16 protein-coding genes are annotated in these 19,995 nt (G+C 38.1%); 15 read left to right on the top strand and 1 reads right to left on the bottom strand.

From position 1 onward, the window contains the following. The first annotated feature begins 7 nt into the window (after window positions 1-7). The 15 genes from AAA923_RS08290 to AAA923_RS08220 all read left to right on the top strand — a co-directional run bounded on the left by AAA923_RS08290 (window position 8) and on the right by AAA923_RS08220 (window position 18,799). On the top strand, window positions 8-472 hold the full coding sequence (locus AAA923_RS08290; protein ID WP_338216262.1) for a universal stress protein: 465 nt from the start codon (window positions 8-10) through the stop codon (window positions 470-472). Window positions 473-1,061: 589 nt separating this feature from the next. Next, entirely contained in the window at window positions 1,062-3,005 is a 1,944-nt protein-coding gene (locus AAA923_RS08285) for a M13 family metallopeptidase (protein ID WP_338216259.1), read from the top strand. Between the two features lie 657 nt (window positions 3,006-3,662). Next, a complete protein-coding gene (locus AAA923_RS08280) occupies window positions 3,663-5,609 on the top strand; it encodes a M13 family metallopeptidase (protein WP_338216257.1) in 1,947 nt (648 codons plus the stop codon). A 462-nt stretch (window positions 5,610-6,071) separates the two neighbouring features. Beyond that, window positions 6,072-7,322, top strand: a complete 1,251-nt coding sequence (locus AAA923_RS08275; protein WP_338216255.1) for an MFS transporter — start codon at window positions 6,072-6,074, stop codon at window positions 7,320-7,322. 665 nt (window positions 7,323-7,987) lie between these two features. Continuing rightward, complete coding sequence (locus AAA923_RS08270) at window positions 7,988-8,689, top strand: ABC transporter ATP-binding protein (RefSeq protein WP_338216254.1); 702 nt, start codon at window positions 7,988-7,990, stop codon at window positions 8,687-8,689. 10 nt (window positions 8,690-8,699) lie between these two features. Beyond that, on the top strand, window positions 8,700-11,225 hold the full coding sequence (locus AAA923_RS08265) for an ABC transporter permease (RefSeq protein ID WP_338216253.1): 2,526 nt from the start codon (window positions 8,700-8,702) through the stop codon (window positions 11,223-11,225). 14 nt (window positions 11,226-11,239) lie between these two features. Continuing rightward, window positions 11,240-11,944 (top strand): SDR family oxidoreductase, encoded by a 705-nt coding sequence (locus AAA923_RS08260; protein WP_338216251.1) that lies wholly within the window; start codon window positions 11,240-11,242, stop codon window positions 11,942-11,944. 44 nt (window positions 11,945-11,988) lie between these two features. Continuing rightward, window positions 11,989-12,435, top strand: a complete 447-nt coding sequence (locus tag AAA923_RS08255; protein ID WP_338216249.1) for a MerR family transcriptional regulator — start codon at window positions 11,989-11,991, stop codon at window positions 12,433-12,435. A 525-nt stretch (window positions 12,436-12,960) separates the two neighbouring features. Then, entirely contained in the window at window positions 12,961-13,284 is a 324-nt protein-coding gene (locus tag AAA923_RS08250) for a carboxymuconolactone decarboxylase family protein (RefSeq protein ID WP_338216248.1), read from the top strand. 2 nt (window positions 13,285-13,286) lie between these two features. Continuing rightward, complete coding sequence (locus AAA923_RS08245; protein ID WP_338216246.1) at window positions 13,287-13,697, top strand: cupin domain-containing protein; 411 nt, start codon at window positions 13,287-13,289, stop codon at window positions 13,695-13,697. Window positions 13,698-13,706: 9 nt separating this feature from the next. Next, window positions 13,707-14,342 (top strand): NAD(P)H-binding protein, encoded by a 636-nt coding sequence (locus AAA923_RS08240; protein ID WP_338216244.1) that lies wholly within the window; start codon window positions 13,707-13,709, stop codon window positions 14,340-14,342. Between the two features lie 252 nt (window positions 14,343-14,594). Further along, window positions 14,595-15,683 (top strand): ABC transporter ATP-binding protein, encoded by a 1,089-nt coding sequence (locus AAA923_RS08235; protein ID WP_338216243.1) that lies wholly within the window; start codon window positions 14,595-14,597, stop codon window positions 15,681-15,683. After that, window positions 15,676-16,617 carry a carbohydrate ABC transporter permease gene (locus tag AAA923_RS08230; RefSeq protein WP_338216242.1) on the top strand — a complete coding sequence of 314 codons (942 nt, stop codon included), beginning with the start codon at window positions 15,676-15,678 and terminating at the stop codon, window positions 16,615-16,617. Before AAA923_RS08235 ends, AAA923_RS08230 begins: the two co-directional genes overlap by 8 nt. Continuing rightward, window positions 16,617-17,447, top strand: coding sequence for a carbohydrate ABC transporter permease (locus AAA923_RS08225; protein WP_041501224.1), 831 nt, complete (start codon window positions 16,617-16,619; stop codon window positions 17,445-17,447). Before AAA923_RS08230 ends, AAA923_RS08225 begins: the two co-directional genes overlap by 1 nt. Next, on the top strand, window positions 17,447-18,799 hold the full coding sequence (locus AAA923_RS08220; protein WP_338216240.1) for an ABC transporter substrate-binding protein: 1,353 nt from the start codon (window positions 17,447-17,449) through the stop codon (window positions 18,797-18,799). The genes AAA923_RS08225 and AAA923_RS08220 overlap by 1 nt, the downstream gene beginning before the upstream one ends. 262 nt (window positions 18,800-19,061) lie before the next feature. Here the strand turns inward: AAA923_RS08220 and AAA923_RS08215 are convergent, their stop codons facing one another. Next, window positions 19,062-19,991, bottom strand: a complete 930-nt coding sequence (locus tag AAA923_RS08215; RefSeq protein ID WP_338216238.1) for a DMT family transporter — start codon at window positions 19,989-19,991, stop codon at window positions 19,062-19,064. Window positions 19,992-19,995: the final 4 nt, after the last annotated feature.

Genomic DNA, 19,995 nt, shown 5'->3' with positions numbered 1-19,995 from the left:
TTTATTGATGGACGAAATAAAAGGATACAAAGTTAAAAAAGTAGATTATTCTAAGATTTTAATCTGTGTCGATTCAGACGATTTTGTGTCATCGAAAAACGCTTTTAATTATGCCTGTTCACTAGCAAGACACCATAATGCCGAACTAGGGATTGTTTCAGTGTTGGAAACTGGCGATTTGAATATCTTTCAATCACTAGATCCAGAAGTTTTGAAAGAACGCCGCGAAGAGATTAAAGAACTTCTAGCAATGTATGGCGAAAAAGCCGAAGACTATGGAGTTAAGAATATCCATTTGATGGTAACCGAAGGAACACCAGGCACAACAATAGTTGATAAAGTTATTCCAAGTTTCAAACCAGATTTAGTGATTGTTGGTGTTGAAGAGAAGAACAGAACACGTAATACAATCGGTTCGCAAGCTGCAAAGATTGTGAATAATTCTAAGTGCTCAGTTAGTGTTATCAGATAGAGAGTGGAGCAGACCTGGGAATTTCCGAGCATTTGCCTAACTTCACGAATTATCCGCGTACTTTGCGGATGATTTGGGAAGTTAGGCAAAGCGGAAGAAATTGGCCTGCGGAACTCGTTTTAGAGCCACTGCCTATATAAACAGAGGTTTTAATCCCCACATATCAGCGATAAAAAAGCACTTACAAAAAAAGTACGAAAAATAAATAACAAATAAAATAGTGGACAATCTAAATCAGATGTCCGCTTTTTTAGTAGGGTACCGAGAATTTTTTTATTGCAAAGTATTACAGACCACAAAAGAACAGAGCCGGAGGGTATTAGAAATTTCACCAGCAGTGGGAAGAGGAGTTAGGACGAGTGAATTTCTCGTTCTTACTCCACTAGGACGATTTTTGAGACTTGCTGGTTTTGCAAGGCTCAAAAACGAGGTCCGAGACCGAACTTTGGCTCGGACCGGTCCCCACAGCAGGTGAAAATTTCTAATACCCTCCGGCGGCAGTGAAAAAATAAAACTGAATCATAAATATTCTAATAAATTATAAAGAGTGATATAGTAGTCACTAAAAAATAACGGCGGTGAATTATATATGTTAATGAGTAAAGTTGTCGGTGGTGCAGGTGACATGGTTAACGCCAAGCCAGCCGATTTTAAAGATAATTTGTATTTGGCTGTCAATGGTGCTTGGCAAGAAAAGGCCGAGATTCCTTCAGATAAGTCACGTACTGGTGGTTTCATGGATCTTGACGAAGGTGTCGAGAAGAAATTGATGAAAGAATTCCATGAATTTGCTGACGGGGAAAAAGAATTAGATGACGAATTGATGGAACAAGCTGTTAAGCTATATCGTTTGACTAACAACGTTGATCACTTGAGTAAATTTCACCAACAACCAATTTTGAAAGATATGCAAAGAATCAGTGATTTGAATAGCTTACAAGATTTGAGTGAAAATATGGCTCAACTATCAAAAGATGGTTTCCCATTGCCAATTGATGGCGAAGTTGATGCTGATATGAAAGATACCGCTAAGAATGCTTTGTACATCGGTGGCGCTAGTCTAATTTTACCTGACAAATCTTACTATGATAAAGACAATGAATCAGGTAAGAAATTGTTAGCTAAGTACGCTGAAATCGCTGGCCGTTTGCTTTCAATGATTGGTTACAAGTTGGACGATGCTAAAGAAATTGTCGATAAGGCATTGGCTTTTGATAAGGCATTGCTTCCAATCGTTAAGAGTTCTGAAGAATGGGCTGACTATACAAAAGTTTACAACCCAATGGACTTTACTGAATTTATTACTAAATCAGACAAGCTTGACTTGAAGAGTTTGGTAACAGATTTGATCAACGATACTCCTGAAAAAGTTATTATCACTGAACCAAGATACTTGGACAATTTGAACAAGTTAGTTAATGACGATACTTTTGAAGATATTAAAGCTTGGATGATGGTTAAATTCCTAACAGGCAATGCTTCAATTCTTGATGAAGAATTCCGTCAAACAATTGGTGAGTATCAACTTGCTAAGAGTGGAGCTAAGGAACTTCAAAACAGAACTAAGTATGCTTATCACTTTGCTTCAGGCATGTTCAGTGAAGTTGTCGGTGCCTATTATGGTAAGAAATACTTTGGTGAAAAAGCCAAGGCAAACGTTCGTGAAATGGTCAAGAAGATGATTTCAATTTACGAACAAAGACTTTCTAACAACGATTGGTTGAGCGAAGATACTAAGAAGAAAGCTATCGTTAAACTTGATAAGATTGTTATCAAAGTTGGTTATCCTGATAAGATTCAAGACATTTACAGCAAATTCCAAATTAACGAAAATGATTCATTGTATGACAACGTTTCTCGAATCAAGAAGATTATTACTCAAGATTCATTGGATCAATTCCACAAGCCAGTTGACCGTGAAAAATGGTTGATGCCAGGACACATGGTTAACGCTTGTTACGATCCTTCAAGAAATGACATCACATTCCCAGCCGCTATTTTGCAAGCACCATTCTACAGTTTGGACCAAACAAGCAGCCAAAACTTTGGTGGTATCGGTGCCGTTATTGCGCATGAAATTTCTCACGCCTTTGATAACAACGGTGCACAATTTGATGAATACGGTAATATGAACAACTGGTGGACTAAAGAAGATTACGCTAAGTTCCAAAAATTAACTAAGAAAGTAATCGATGAATTTGACGGCATTCCATATGCTGGTAGCAAGGTCAATGGTACTTTGGTTGTCAGTGAAAACGTGGCCGATGTCGGTGGATTACGTTGTGCTCTAGAAGCAGCTAAGGAAGATGCAGACTTTGATGTCAAAGCATTCTTCACTAACTGGGCAAAAGTTTGGAGAAACAAGTCAACTAAGCAATTAACAGAAATGTTCTTGTCAGTTGACGTTCACTCACCAGCTCCATTACGTGCTAATGTTATGGCTCAAAACATGGATGAATTCTATGATGCCTTTGATGTTAAACCAGGCGATGGTATGTGGTTAGATCCAGATAAGCGAGTTAATATTTGGTAAAATTAAATTATAAGCGGGCAAACTTTTAAGTTTGTTCGTTTTTTTATGCCGCCGGAGGCCGACAGTAATATAGTTCATGCTATCAGGACCGGCGTGAGCCAAGGTCTCACGCCTCGCTTTGAAGCCTTACCACAGTTCAGTAAGTCTCCAAAGTCGCCCTGTGGTGTAAGTGCTAAAGCACTAACGCCACACCCATTGCATGACTATATTACTGTCGACCTCCGGCTAGGTTCTTGGATTGCTGCTTTTTCCTTAATTAAGATTGTGTAACTGTATTTGAAGCATGGAATAGCCTTAAATCAAAATTAATTACATAATATATTGAGCAAGCATTTATATAAAATAAGCTAATGATTTGCGTAATAATCTATTCTGGAAGTAAACTTAGCCGGAGGTTGGTAGAGAAATTGGCCCGCAGTGAAATGTATTGTAAGAACAAAGCTTTTACAATACAAGGACGACTTTTGAGACACGGGTTTCGGCTCAAAAGCGAGGACCGAGACCGTACTTTGGCTCGGGCCGTTCCTCACAGCAGACCAAATTTCTCTGCCAACCGGAGGCGGCAATATATATACAATATTTCTTAATATTACAATTGCTCTAATTAAATTAGAAGAGTACCATAGAAATACAAAATAAGTTGTGGCGGTGAATTAATTGAGAATTAATAAAATTATTGGTGGTGCCGGGGATTTGGCGCTTGATACAAAACCAACCGATTATAAAGACAATCTATATCTAGCAGTTAATGGCGAGTGGCAGGATAAGGCTGAAATTCCAGCTGATAAATCCAGTGCCGGGGCTTCCGTTGATTTGGAATTGGAGATTGAAAAGAATCTCATGCAGGAATTCCATGATTTTGCTAAAGATGATAGTTCAATTAATGACTCAGAATTTTTGCAAGCCATCAAACTATATCGAGTAGCTAACAACGAAGAAACTTCTCAAATGGTGCAGAACAACTCAATCTTGAAAGACATTGATCGTATCAAAGCATTGAGTTCAGTGGCTGATTTGAGCAAAAATTTTGCCAGTTTGAGTAAAGATAATTTTATTTTGCCATTGGGTATGTTCGTTGAAGCAGATATGAAAAATACTGCTAAGAACGTCGTCTTTGTGGATGGTGCTGATTTATTCTTGCCTGAAAAATCTTACTATGACGACGACAATGAATTTGGTCATAAATTGTTGGCTAAATATGTGGACGTTGCTACCAAGTTATTGGAAAAATTAGGTTATAGCGATACAGATGCCAAAGATACCGTTAAGAAAGCTTCAGCTTTTGATAGTTTGTTGGTTCCAGTCGTAAAGAGTGCTGAAGAATGGGCTGAATATACTGAAATTTATAACCCTTATTCATTTAATGATTTTGGTGCTAAGTCAGATACTTTGGACTTGAAGACCTGGGTTACCGATGAAATTAAGGCAACTCCCGAAAAAGTTATTGTTGTACAACCAAGATACATGGATAACCTAAATAAGCTTGTTAATGATGATACTTTTGAAAATATTAAGGCGTGGATGATTGTTAGATATTTGATGGATAACGCTGAATTTGTCAGTGAAGATTTCCGTCAAATTTATGGTGAATTCAAGTTAGCTCGTAGTGGTGCCAAAGAATTGCCTACAAGAACTAAATACGCTTATCATTTGGCAGAACGTACATTTAGCGAAGTTGTCGGAGTTTATTATGGTAAGAAATACTTTGGTGAAAAAGCCAAAGCAGACGTCCGTGAAATGATCAAGAAAATGATTGATATTTACGAACAACGAATCAATGACAACGATTGGTTAGGTGAAGATACCAAGAAAAAGGCAATCGTTAAGTTGGAAAAGATTGTTCTTAAAGTTGGTTATCCCGATAAAGTTGAAGCAATTTATAAAAAGCTAAAAGTTGATGAAAAGGCCACTCTTTATGACAATATGGTCCAACTGAATAAAGTTTGGGTACAAGATAACTTGGATGACTATCAACGACCAGTTGACCGAACAAAATGGGCAATGCCAGGACACATGGTTAATGCATGTTATGATCCAACACGCAATGACATCACATTCCCAGCCGCAATTTTGCAGGCACCATTCTACAGCTTGAAACAAACAAGTAGCGAAAATTATGGCGGAATTGGGGCAACAATTGCTCACGAAATTTCCCATGCCTTCGATAATAACGGTGCACAGTTTGATGAATATGGAAATATGCATAATTGGTGGACAAAAGAAGATTATGCCCATTTCAAAGGATTAACACAAGAAATGATTGATCAATTCCAAGGTATCGTTTATGCAGGCGGCAAGGTTAATGGAAAACTAGTTGTTAGTGAGAATATCGCCGATGTTGGTGGAATGCGCTGTGGGATTGAAGCAGCTAAATCAGAACCAGACTATGATCCTAAACAATTCTTCATCCAATGGGCTAAATCATGGAGATTCAAGGCAACACAAGAGTATAACGAAGATTTACTAGCAACAGATGTACATGCGCCACAACCAATGCGTGCGAATGTAATGTCACAAGATTTAGATGAGTTCTTTGATGCATTTGATGTCAAAGAAGGAGACGGAATGTGGCTAGCTCCAGATAAACGTATTAATATTTGGTAATTTTAAAAATGGTATAAAATAATTGACCACGGCAATCGTAAAAGGTTGTTTGTGGCTTTTTTTGTATTAAATGTTCTATAAAAATGTTTTTCCTCTAAAGCACCTCGCAGGCGAAGCCTAGGTTATGTTTTGACCTTAAAGGGTTTTATCTTTGCGGTCCTAAAAGGATCTAAAAGGCACTGAAGCAAATAAACAAAGCGGAGGGTGACAGAGAAATTTTTTACCAGAGGTGAAGGTGGCGTTATGGCTTTAGCCATTACACCACGGACGAATTTGGAGACTTACCGGTCTGTGGTAAGGCTTCAAATCGAGGCGCGAGACCTTGGCTCGCACCGGTCCCACCTCAGGTAAAAAAATTTCTCTGTCGCCCGGAGCGCCCCAAAATAAAATTATTGATAACCCAAAACAAATATGATAAGATTTTTCAGCTTGTGACAAATCCAAAATAAAGGGGGGATTTTTATGGAACAAGACACACTTATAATGAAAAATTGGCGTCAAAATATCTATCTATTTTTAACAGGTCAATTTTTATCAGGAATTACCAGCATGATTGTGCAATACGCGATTATTTGGTATTTAACCAAACAGACAGGATCGGCGACAGTCTTGAGTATGGCAACGTTATTAGGAATGTTGCCAATGATTTTGTTGAGCCCATTTGTGGGACCTTACGTTGACCGTTCAAATAAGAAAGCATTGTTGATTGTACCTGATATTATTGCCGCATTAGTGGCAGTGGTATTGGCTATGGTTGGCTTCATGACACACGATTTTCCACTTTGGTTAGTCTTTATTTCCTTAGTTATCAGAGCTATCGCACAGACTTTCCAAATGCCAACGATTCAATCAATTTTGCCAACTATGGTACCGAAAGACCAATTGACGAAAATTAATGGTCAATTAGGAATGGTTCAATCGGCCAATTACATCATTGCACCAGCGTTAGGAGCCTTTCTATTCGCTATTATTTCCATGCCCGTACTGATTCTATTTGACGTTTTAGGAGCTATTGTCGGGGTAACGATTATCTTGTTCGTAAAAATCCCTGAATATCCTAAGATAGATGAAAAAGTTCGTGTTTTAGCAGATGCTAAATTTGGCCTAGATTTACTCCGTTCGAAAAAAGGCTTGTGGTACATGACTTTAATGGGAACCGTATTCACATTATTATTCATGCCAGCAGTCAGTATGTATCCATTAATGACAATGTCATATTTCAAAGGTACAGTTGCTCAAGCAGGTATTATTGAAATGATTTACTCAGTTGGAGCCTTGATAGGTGGAACAATCATCGGATTCTTGGGAAACTGGTCTGATCGACTCAAGCCAATCATGGTATCAATGTTGATCATGGGAATCACGATGGGAATGAGTGGCTTTTTACCACAAAATTACACTGGATTCTTGTGGTTCTTTGCCTTAAATGCAATTTCTGGAATAGCAGCACCATTCTTCAATACCTTGTTGATGGCGATAATTCAACAGAGTTATCCACCAGAACAATTGGGACGAGTGCTGGGAATCATGAATTCACTAATGAGTTTGGCAGGACCAGTCGGATTGATATTTGCGGGACCATTAGCGGATAAAATTGGAGTTAACAATTTATTTGTAATTGCGGGAGTAGGAACAATAGTCTGTGGCATTTTTGTATTTATGAATGCTACAACACGAAATTACGATAAAGAATTGCAAAAAGAAATCAATTAGTTTTTTTGATGCCGCCTCCGGTTTCGAGGGAGATGAGGTAGCCTGCTGTGGGACCGACTTGAGCCAAGGTCTCAAGTCTCGATTTTGAGCTTCGCAAAAACCGCGAATTTCAAAATACGTCCTGTGCTGTAAGGCCGGAAAATCGCCGACCTAACACCACTGCCACTGCTGGCTACCTCACTTCCTCGAAACCTCCGGCTAGTTGGTTGGATTCATTTATTTGCATTGAAGTATTATGTTTAAAATTATATGGAGTGTTAGAACACCATTATTTGAATAGGGTCATTTCCATTGATCAAAAAAACTGTAGTAATCTGTAAAAAGGATTGCTACATTTTTTTTGCTTTTCTGAATTAAAGTTGAATTAGCAATAGAGAGCATACAATCAAGCAATCCAATAGCCGGAGGGTGACAGAGAATTTTTTACCTGTGGTGAAGGTGGCGTTATTGCTTTAGCAATTACACCACGGACGAATTTGGAGACTTACCGGACTTTGGTAAGGCTTCAAATCGAGGTGCGAGACCTTGGCTCACACCGGTCCCACCTCAGGTAAAAAAATTCTCTGTCACCCGTAGGCGCCAATAATTAAAAATTATTTTTTTATTTTTTGTGATGTATCCGTTTTCTTATATAATGGTAGGTAACAAAGAAAGGTGAGGGTCTAATGGCATACATTGAAGTTAGAAATGAATCGAAACGTTATCACATGGGAGAAACGACGATTATTGCTAATAATAATCTGAATTTTAACGTTGATAAGGGAAAACTAACTGTTATTTTGGGGCCTAGTGGTGCTGGTAAATCAACTGTCTTGAACATTTTGGGCGGAATGGATACTCCGACTGAGGGACAAGTTATTATTGACGGGACAGATATTGCCCGGTTCTCTGAACGTGAATTGACTACTTACCGTCGCAATGATGTTGGATTTATTTTTCAATTTTATAATTTGATTCCTAATTTAACTACGAAAGAAAACGTTGAATTGGCTTCGGCTATTGTTAAAGATGCTTTGGATGCCACCAGAACTTTGCAGGCGGTAGGATTGGGAGACCGTGTTGATAACTTTCCATCACAATTATCTGGTGGTGAGCAGCAGCGTGTCGCAATTGCCCGGGCTTTGGCTAAAAATCCTAAGTTGTTACTGTGTGATGAGCCAACGGGTGCTTTGGATTATGAAACTGGTAAGCAGGTTTTGACACTGTTACAAAATGCCAGTCACATTGATAATAAGACGGTTATCGTCATCACTCACAACTCGGCTTTGGCAAAAATGGCTGATCGAGTGATTCGGATTCACGATGCCAAGGTTCAATCAATTGAAGATAATCCTTATCCAACTCCAGTCCAAGATATTGAATGGTAGGTGATAAAATATGAGTCCTTTAACGAGAAATATGTTGCGCGATATTAAGAAATCCAAAGGACGATTTATCGCCATTATTTTGATTATCATGTTAGGTGTATTGATTTTTGTTGGTGTCAAAGCTGCTGGTCCGAGTTTGAATGATTCATTGGACAAAACAGTTTCTGACAAAAATTTATCTGACATTCAAATGTTATCAACAACAGGGTTTTCGGAAACTGACCTCAAATTAGCTAGAAAAGTTCCGGGAGCTCAAGTTGAAGCCACGAAATTTAAGTATGTTATTGGTGGTAAAAGTAAAGTGGCCGTTGCGCTCTATGGTTATGATGAAACTGCCAAGCAGAACCAATTGATCATGCGTAGTGGACGTTTGCCTGAGCGTAATAATGAAGTCGTTTTGGATAAGAATGCCAAATCCAAGTACGGTTATAAATTAGGACAGCAGTTCCATTTTGCTAATGATTCTGGGTTAAATCACAAGTCATACAAGATAGTTGGGTTTGCTGATTCACCACAATATATTGATAACCAGTCACGTGGGTCAACCAATATTGCGGATGGACAAGTGCAATTATTTGCGTATATTCCGGAAAATCAACTGGATATGTCTGTAGCAACAATGCTGAATTTACATTTTAATTCTTTGAAGGATAAAAATACGTTCAGCGATGATTATAAAGATGCGGTTGATAAGAAGTTAACGATACTGAAGAAGAAGTTTAAAGGTCGTAAGTATCAACGGACAACTGAAGTTACCGCTGACTATTTAGCTCAGTTTGATCAGCAACAAGCACAGTTGGACCAGTTACGTGCAATGGATCCACAAGCTGCCAGTCAACAACAAGTCCAGTTGAATGCGGCGAAAACAAAGGTTTTAAAGAAGGCTAAGACGAGTTACACATGGCAAACAAGAAATGATTTACCTGGATTTTCAGCTTATGGTGAAAGTTCAGATCGAATCGCTGCTATTGCCAATGTCTTTCCAGTGTTCTTCTTCCTAATTGCTGCCTTGATAACGTTCACGACAATTACTCGGATGGTTGAAGAGGCCAGAAGTGAAATCGGAACGTTCAAGGCATTCGGTTATACGAAGTGGGAAATTTCTAAAAACTACTATTACTATGCCATTTCAGCCGGTGTAATCGGAGCTATTTTGGGAGCGTTGATTGGAAATGAGAGTTTACCAAGAATCGTTCTGGCCCTCTACAAGCAATATATTGCCCTCAATTGGGTGGTTAGCTTGCAGTGGTGGGTAATTCTTATAGCCATGATATTCTCGCTGTTGGCAACTTTAGGTGCAGCTGTAATCGTTATTAGAAAAGAATTAGTTGAAGGTCCAGCAGCTCTAATGCGTCCGAAATCTCCTAAGTCAGCCAAGAAGATTCTGATGGAACGGATCAAACCGTTGTGGAATCATTTAAGTTTCAATAGCAAAGTTAGTTATCGAAATCTCTTCCGTTTCAAGTCACGAATGTTTATGACAATTATCGGGATTGCCGGAGGTACTGCTCTGATTTTAACTGGATTTGGAATTCAGAATTCTATCGGAGCAAGTGGAAATCGTCAATATAGTGAGATTTTTGATTATCAAGCAGTTGTGAAGCTGAATGATGATGCTAATTTGACGAAAGTTAAGCAAGTTTTAAATGATAATAAGCAATATCAAAGCAGTACAGCCATTAATTCGACGACTGCCAAGTTGAAAGCTAATGGCGAACAAGTTAATGATGTAAATATTTATACGCCAACATCGATAAATAAATTCGATAAATTTGTTCATTTGGGGACTAGTTTGAATAAACATGGCGTAATTTTATCAAAGAAGACAGCTCAACTGTTGGATGTTAAAAAAGGCGATAAGTTAAATGTCGCAGCAACTGGTGGCAAGAAAGTTACTGTCAAAGTAGGCGCTATAACGGAAAACTTTATTGGACATTTTCTCTACTTGAGTCCAGAAGTTTATCAAAATAAGTTTGGCGAATTGGCAACCGCAAATACTTTGTTGCTACATTTGAAGACCCAGACGAGTGGTCAACGAAAACATTTAGCTAATAAGTTATTGGATTCTGGTGAAGTGATGGGCACTAGTTATACGCATGATGTTTTGAGTACCGTTTCAAAGATGTCATCATCATTGAAACCAATCGTTTTGATCTTTATCTTATTATCAGGAGTTTTGTCGTTCGTTGTGCTATATAATTTAACCAACATCAACGTTTCGGAAAGAATTAGAGAGCTGTCGACTATCAAAGTTTTAGGATTTTATAACAATGAAGTGACGATGTATATTGTCAGAGAAAATATTATTTTGACGATATTTGGAATTATCGTTGGCTATGGAGTCGGTAATTTATTGACAGCTTATATCCTTAATCAAGCCGCGACCGAATTGGTGATTTTTCCACTGACAATCAGTTGGATCGGTTACTTAGTTGCAACTTTATTGATGATAATTTTCACAGCTATTGTTATGCTTGTAACGCACAAGAAACTGCAACATATTGACATGATTGGTGCACTAAAATCTAATGAATGATTGAGGGTAGTATTATGAGTCTAGAGAACGATAAAGTTCTGATAATTGGTGGTACTTCGGGCTTTGGTAAAGAAGTTGCCATTATGGCTAAGCACAAAAAGGCCGATGTTTATGTCATTGGCCGTGATCAAGAACGTGTGAATCAATTAAGATATGAGGAAAACATTCAAGGTAGTTCATTAGATGCACAAAATAAGGAACAGTTGGACCATTTTTTTGATAAATATGGCTCGTTTGACCACATTGTGTCGATGCTCGGTGGCGCTATGGGCGGTGGATTTTTGGATAGTCCTATGGCAGAAATTCGTGAAGCAATTGAGGATAAATTTTTCGCCAATTTACAATTAGTTCAAGTTGCCAGCAAACATTTACGTAATAAAGGTTCAATTATTTTGACATCTGGTTCCGGCGGTCATCCTTATGATGCTTCTGGTGCGATTATCGGTAATCAAGCCATCAATACAATGGTTGAAGGAACAGCCGTTGAATTGGCTCCAGATCACCGAATCAATGCCGTGTCACCAACCTGGACTCCAACTGGTTTGTGGCGTGATATGAATTCTAAACAATTGGCTCAACAAAAGGATAATGTGGCTGAAAATGTACCATTAGGTCGTGTGGCTAGAATTGATGAAGTTGCTTCCGCTTATATTTATTTGATGGAAAACGACTTTATTACTGGCCAAGTCTTGAGGGTTGACGGTGGAGTTGACCTCTAAGAGGTGTTACACTTAAAGCTAACTTTAAGCAGAGGTGAAAAATAATGCCAGTAGAAATTGAAAAAAGATACCGTATTGGTGACTTTTCCGAATTGGTCGGATTGAATAGCCCAACACTTCGTTATTACGAAAAAGAAGGACTGATCAAGCCCCACCGAACTGATAATGGAGTCCGTTACTATACTGATATGGACGCTAGATGGGTCCGTTTCCTGTTACATTTGAAGAGTACAGGGATGACAATCGAGCAGCTAAAACGCTATGTTAAATTGCGTGCTGAAGGTGATTCGACAATTAATCAACGAATTGAATTGCTTGAGGAAGTCCGTAAAAACTTTGAAGTCGAATTTCAACAATTACAAGATAGTTGGACGATTTTGAATGATAAGCTGGATTGGTACAAAGGTAAAATGGGCGGCCATATCGAAGACAGTGAACAGTTTTCTGAGTATTTGGAAGGCTTGAATCACGGGTATTTGCAGGATAGGTAAGCCGTCGGAGGTTCTCCGACCTAAACCACTACCACTGCGGACTCTATCCCTCGCGACCTCCGACAAATGTGTTGGTTTGTTTGAGATTGAGTTTTAAAAATATTGAATGGTATAAAATAACTGTTTACTTTCTAGAAAAGTGGACGGCTATTTTTTTGCAATTAACACAATCAAAAAAACATAATTAATTCTTCCCTATTATTTACATTTGAAGTTGATTTAATCAAAGGATTCTTAAATATAATTCAAGATCGAGCTTCCGGGTGCCAGAGATTTTCACCAGCAGTGAAAGTGTCGTTATGGCTTTAGCCATTACAACACAGGACGATTCTGAGATTTGCGGTTTGTGCAAAGCTCAGAATCGAGGGTCGAGACCGTACTTTGGCTCGAGCCGGTCCTCACAGCAGGCGAAAAATCTCTGGCACCCGGAGGCGGCATATTTAAAAAACAAAATATTTTTAAGAATATTCTTGACTTAAAGTTAACTTTAAGTTGTTTAATGTAAAACATCAGGAGGAATTGATTATGGCAAAACAAACAGCAGGACACGACTTATTAGGAGATTTTGCTCCACAATTTGCAGAATTAAATGATGACGTATTATTCGGAGAAGTTTGGAGTAAAGAATCTGAACTTTCTGCGCATGATCGTTCTCTAATCACAATCGCAAGTATTATTTCAGCAGGTAACATTGAGCAACTAGATGCTCATTTAAAAATTGGTAAGAAAAACGGTATTACTAAAGAAGAAATCGTTGCAGAAATTACTCATTTATCATTTTACGCAGGTTGGCCTAAGGCTTGGTCTGCATTTAACAGAGCTAAAGAAATTTGGAAGGATGAAAAATAATTATGGCAAAAAATGAAGAATTAAAGACAGACGGAGTTTTCCCAGTTGGTGACAAAAATGATGCATATGCACAATACTTCATCGGACAAAGCTACCTTAAAGGCTTAGTTAGTCCTGAAGACAATATCGATTTTGGCGTTGGTAACGTTACATTTGAACCGGGATGTCGTAACGATTGGCACATTCACCACGATGGTTTCCAAATCCTTTTGGTTACAGGTGGCGAAGGTTGGTATCAAGAGTGGGGCAGACCAGCTCAACTATTGAAGCAAGGTGACGTTGTCGTTATTAAAGAAGGCGTTAAACACTGGCACGGAGCAACTAAGGACAGTTGGTTCAGCCATGTTGCAATCACTAAAGGTACATCAGAATGGCTTGAAAAAGTTACTGATGCTGAATATGACAAATTATAAGAGGTAAAAATGACAGAAAAAGTTTTAATTTTAGGTGCTGCTAGTCAAATTAGTCGCTATTTGATTCCCGATTTATTGGAACAGACAGATGCTAAATTAACATTGTTTGCTCGTAATGGTAATCGTCGTTTGAAAGATTTCCAAGATAAAGCAGGAATTATTGATGGCGACTGGACTAATACTGAAGAATTGGTAGCAGCTTTAAAAGGTCAAGACATCGTTTATTTGGCCACAGTCCCCAATACGTCAGTATCGAAGAGAATTGTTGCTGCAATGAAACAGGCTGGCGTTAAACGCTTAATTGTAGCTGGTGGACTTGGTATTTTTGACGAAGTTGCTGGAAAATTTGGTGAGTGGAATGCGCGGATGATTGGCGATTATACAGCCATCAAGGAAGCATCATTTGCATTGTGTGATCCAGATTTAGATGTAACATTTTTACGAATGACTTGGTTGTATGACCAAGATAATAATACGAAATATGAAATTGTTCCTGAAGGTCAGCCCTATAAAGGGACTCAAGTTACTCGTCAGGCAGTTGCACAATTGATTACAGATATTGTTAAAAAGCCATCGCTTTACAGTCAACAAAATATCGGTGTAGTTGAGCCCAATACTGAGTGGGATAAGCCGTCATTTTACTAAAATAGTGAATTTGTTTTAGTTGTTGGAAAAAATAAACTGATATTTGGAATTTTAGCAAGTGATAAATTCAATATTTTGATATTTAATAATTGTTAAAGTTAACTGTGAATTTTCAAAAATATAACTTATATCACAAAATTATAGACCGAGAAAATGGTCTATTTTTTTTACGCTTTTTTTACATTAAATAGATTATATATATACATCCCGTCTCCATACTATAGCTAATGACTTATTTGGAGGGATTAGATAATGTCTACAGTATTAACGAATATTACTAAGAATTACGATTCAGAGAAAGCGGTCTTGAGTGATGTCAACGCCGAAATCCAAACCGGGGAATTCTTTGTAATTGTTGGCCCATCAGGTTGTGGTAAGAGTACTTTACTACGAATGATTGCTGGTTTAACACCAATCAGTGACGGTGAAATTCGTATCAACGATAAAGTTGTTAACGGATTGCCACCTAAGGACCGTAACCTAACAATGGTTTTCCAAAGTTATGCACTTTTCCCATTTTTAAATGTCTGGGATAATGTTGCTTTTGGATTGAAAGCTAGAAAAAATACTTCTCAAGCTGAAATTGAAACACGTGTTAATGATGCTTTGAAAATGGTTAACCTTGAAACTCTAAAGGATAGAAAACCGCGTGAACTTTCTGGTGGTCAAAGACAACGTGTGGCTTTAGCTCGTGCTGTTGCCAGTGATGCCAAGATTTGTTTGATGGATGAACCACTATCTAACTTGGATGCTCAATTGAGAATCAAGATGCGCCAAGAAATTTATGCACTTCAAAGAAAGCTTGGCCTAACACTGATTTATGTTACCCATGATCAAGTTGAAGCTATGACTATGGCTGATCACATCATGGTTTTACATGATTCTAAAGTTCAACAAATTGGTACACCAGTTGAAATTTACAAACATCCAGCTAATGAATTTGTTGCTAGTTTCTTCGGGGTTCCACCAATCAATATTTTGCCTGCTGTGAAAGTTTCTAATGGAAAAATCAATGTTAACAACGATTTTGAAGTTAATATCGATCAACAAGTTCCAGCTGATAACTTTAAAGTTGGTATTAGACCTAACGAATTGGTACTTGAACAAACTGATGAATTGCATGCTAATGCCTCTGTTAAGTCAATTGAATTCCTTGGTGATGAAAAAATTGTCTACGCTAAGATGAGTAACAATAACTTAGAAGTATCGGCGGTTGTTGCTAGTGATGCTGATTTTAAAGCTTACGATACAATCAAAGTTTCAGCTACTGACAACGTTTTATTATTCAATGGTGATGGTGTAAATATTACTAGAAACGCGGAGGATGTAGTCAATGCTTAAGACTTCGACAACTGACGCTGTTCCAGAAAAAAAGGTTAAAACCGCACAACGTCACAGTTTTCGTTTGAATGCGAATGACAAATATTATGCATCTATCTTTTTAGGTCCCTCATTATTAGTTTTAGGATTATTCGTTTTCTATCCAATGCTTAAGACACTTTATATCAGTCTCTTTTTAACTAATACACTTGGTAAAACGACTGTCTATGTGGGATTAGGTAATTATGTAAATCTAATTTCTTCACCAGATTTTATATCTAGTATGTTCGTTACGTTATTTTATGTTTTTGCGGTAACTTTCTTTACTGTGGCGCTCGGATTACTACTAGCCAACTTAGCAAGTCAAAAGTTACCAGGTATTGGCATTTTCAGAACGCTTTATTCAGTTACAATGGGTGTTTCAGTAGCTGTCGCAGCTATTTTCTGGCTCTTCATTTTTAATCCATCAACTGGTTTCTTTGCACTAATGAGTAGTATGTTCAACTTACCAGTCATGAACTGGTTAACTAATCCAACTAGTGCCATGTGGGCGGTTATTATCACAACCGTTTGGATGAACCTTGGATTTACTTTCTTAATTTTATTGGGTGCTATTCAATCAGTTCCAAATACTTTGTATGAAGCCGCCGACGTTGAAGGTGCTTCATCAAACTTCCAATTTTTCCACATTACTGTTCCAATGATCTCACCAACATTGTTCTTCGTTTCCACAATCACTATCATCGGTTCATTTAAGAGTTTCGGCCTAATCGATATGATTACTAAGGGTGGTCCTACAAATGCCACTAACATGCTAGTTTACCGAATTTATAAAGATGCCTTTTACAGTGGAAATTATTCTAAATCTAGTGCAGAAGCAATCATTTTGACAGTTATTATTGCCTTCTTCACATTGCTTCAATTCAAATTCCTTGAGAAGAAGGTGAACTACTAATGCAAAGTCTTGATGAAAGTGCTGTTTTAAAACGTGTTTTCAGTTATATCTTGATGATCTTACTAGCTTTGATTATCTTGGGACCATTCTTTATCGGTATTTGGACTAGTTTCTTGCCAACAATGGATATTGCTAAAGGTAATATGTTCAGTACCAACGTTTCACTTGATAATTACGTAGCTGCATTTACGAGAACACCAATTTTACGTTATCTAGGTAATACGGTTGTCATCGCTACAGTTACCATGCTTGCACAATTACTTTTCTGTTCAATGAGTGCTTATGCTTTCGTATTTCTCAAGTTCAGATTTAGAAAAACATTCTTCACATTATTCTTAGTTACAATGATGTTGCCTTTCGAAGCAGAAATCATCCCTAACTTTGCCACAATCAAACAAATGGGATTATTGGATCACTTTGGAGCGTTGATTATTCCATTTTTAACTTCAGCATTTGGTACGTTCATGCTTCGTCAATCATTCATGCAAACACCAGCTGAATTGAAAGAAGCTTCAGATATTGAAGGTTTGAATCATTTCCAATTTTACTGGAAGATTGTTTTGCCATATAACAAGATCAGTATGATTACTCTTGGTGCTTACAGTTTCTTAGGTGCCTGGAACCAATACCTCTGGCCAATGTTGACAACCTTTAGTAATAACTCACGTGTTATCCAAAATGGTTTGAAACAATTGAAGTCAGAAGAAACTTTCAATGACTGGGGTATGATTCAAGCTAGTGCGGCTATTATTGTTATTCCAACAATTATTGTGCTCTTCGTCGGTCAACACTACTTCAAGTCAGGTATGAACGAGGGGGCAGTTAAATAATGTCGAAATTTAAAAAATTAACAATCCCGTTGATTTTAGTTTTGGGAGTCGTTTTAGTTGCCTTGTTTGGTAAGTCTCTTTCAGCTAAATCTGCGGTTAAAGATAATCGGACACAAGTTGTTTTTTGGCACGAAATGGGTGGACCTTCTGAACAGGCTTTGTATAAAGTCGTTGATGGTTTCAATAAGTCACAAAATAAATACAAAGTTGTTCCTAAGTATCAAGGATCTTATGATGAAGCTATCCAAAAGATTCTTCAAACACATAACACAAGTACATCACCAGCAGTTTTCCAAGCATTTGATATTTCAACCGCTCAAATGTTGCACAGTGGTTATACAACACCAGTTCAAAACTTCATTGATGAAGATAACTACGATGTAAGTAAGATTTCTGCCGTTGCCAGAGCTTTCTATGCCAATGGTGGTAAGCAACAAGCTATGCCATTCAATACTTCACAACCAGTCTTGTATTTCAATGCATCTCTATTAGAGAAGTACGGCATTACACCACCGCCAGTTTCACCTTCATACAGTGACATCACTCGTGTTGCCAAAGAATTGTACGAGAAGTCTGGTCACAAAGTTAAAGGTATGACTGTTCAAGTTTATGGTTGGTTCCTAGAACAAGCTTTAGCTAATGCCAACAGACAATTAGCTAACAGAGACGATGGTCACACAGGTAATCCAACTAAGGTTAATATCAACAATCCTGATACAGTTGAGTTCTTGAACTGGATCAAAGAAAATATTAAATCTGGTGATTTTATTGATTATGGTTCAGGTGCCAGTGCCGGTGCCAACCAAACTGCCGGATTCCTTTCTGATAAGGTTGGAATTTTCATTCAATCTTCAGCAAGTATTGGTCAATTAAGCAAGAACAATAAGAATAAATTAGGTATCACGTACTTCCCACATCCTGATGGCAAAAAAGCCAATGGTGTTTCAATCGGTGGGGCAGCCCTTTGGATCTCAAATGACAAGCCTAAGGACGTTCAACGTGGAGCCTTCGAATTCATCAAGTATACTTTGAAGCCAGAAGTTCAAGCTCAATGGCAAAAGTCTACTGGTTACTTAGCTCTTAATAAAGATTCACAAAATACAAGTATCTTAAAGGACTTATATGCCAAGAGTCCTGAGTCAAAAGTACCAGGTGAACAATTGGCTAATGCCAAAGCTAACTTCTCCAACTCTGGTATTTTGATGGAAGGTATGCAATTGACTCGTCAATTAGAAGAAGTTGCCATGGAGACAGTTTATAATGGCGGCGATATTAAGACTGCTTTAAATGTAGCAGATAAGAATATCAACGATAATTTGACTACTTTGAATAAAGCAAACGGATTTAATTAAGATTTGCCGTCTCCGGGCACCAGTCGATTTACCCCGCCATGAGGACCGGCTCAATCCAGAGTGCGGTCTCGACCCTCGATTTTGAGCCGAAGTTCACGTCTCAAAAGTCGTCCTGTGGTGTAATGGCTAAAGCCATAACGCCACTTTCACAGCGGGGTAAATCGATGGTGTCCTCCGATTCTTTTAATGGTCAGCATTATACATACTATTCAGTATTTATTAACAATCATCAAACCTTTTAAAAACAAAAAAATCATTCCTCCTAATTATCGGAAGAATGATTTTTTTGATAGTGTCTTAAATTGAATAGGTTGGGTGGCAATGCTTGTAAGAAGGTAATACCTAAGATTAACAATGCACCTGCTAATTCAGCGGCACTGACATGTGTTTTTAACACCGTCACGGCCAAGAATGTTGCTGTTAATGGTTCAAAAGCACTCAACATTCCAGTTGTTGCTGGTGTTAAATAGTTGAGGCTTTGTAGATAGAACAGATATGAAAACATTGTTCCACCGGTGACGATAAAGATAATACAAATCCAAGCTGTTGGTGTCATTGCTGGAACGTGTGTCAAGTTGGCGAATGGTGCGAAGACGATTCCACCTAATAACATTGACCAACCAGTAACGATTCTGGCATCGAAACGTTTTAATAATTCTCTTGGTAGTAGTGTATATGATGCTTGACTAATACCAGCTCCGACTCCCCATAAAACGGCTGCAGGTGACAACATTAGCTGATTAATGTGTCCGTGTGTTACTAGGAGAAAAGTTCCTAGAAGAGCCAAGAAAATGGATATTACGTCAATTCTTCGTGGCAGTTGTAGTTTTCTCAATGAGATGTATAAGATGATGAATAATGGCCCTAAAAATTGTAAAACTGTGGCGGTTGGCGCGTTGCCATATTTAATCGCCATAAAGTATGTGTATTGTGCTGGCAACATCCCTAAAAGCCCGAATGCCAGTAATTGTACGACATAACGTGGCTTTTTTAAGATGGTAAATAATTCTTTAGAATCAACGAAGTAACACCAGATAACTAGCATTAGACCAGCGAAAATCAAGCGAATACCCACGATCCACTGTGTGGGGATGCTTTCTTGTGTGAATAAATATTGAGCGATACTGCCAGAAAATCCCCAAAGAACAGGACCGGCAATCGCATAGAAGAACCCCTTTTGTTTGTCTGTCATAAAA

It is taken from the genome of Companilactobacillus muriivasis, assembly GCF_036246245.1.
Classification (GTDB): domain Bacteria; phylum Bacillota; class Bacilli; order Lactobacillales; family Lactobacillaceae; genus Companilactobacillus; species Companilactobacillus muriivasis.
Note: the sequence above shows the minus strand (reverse complement) of the source record. Positions and strands in the feature narration are given on the sequence as shown.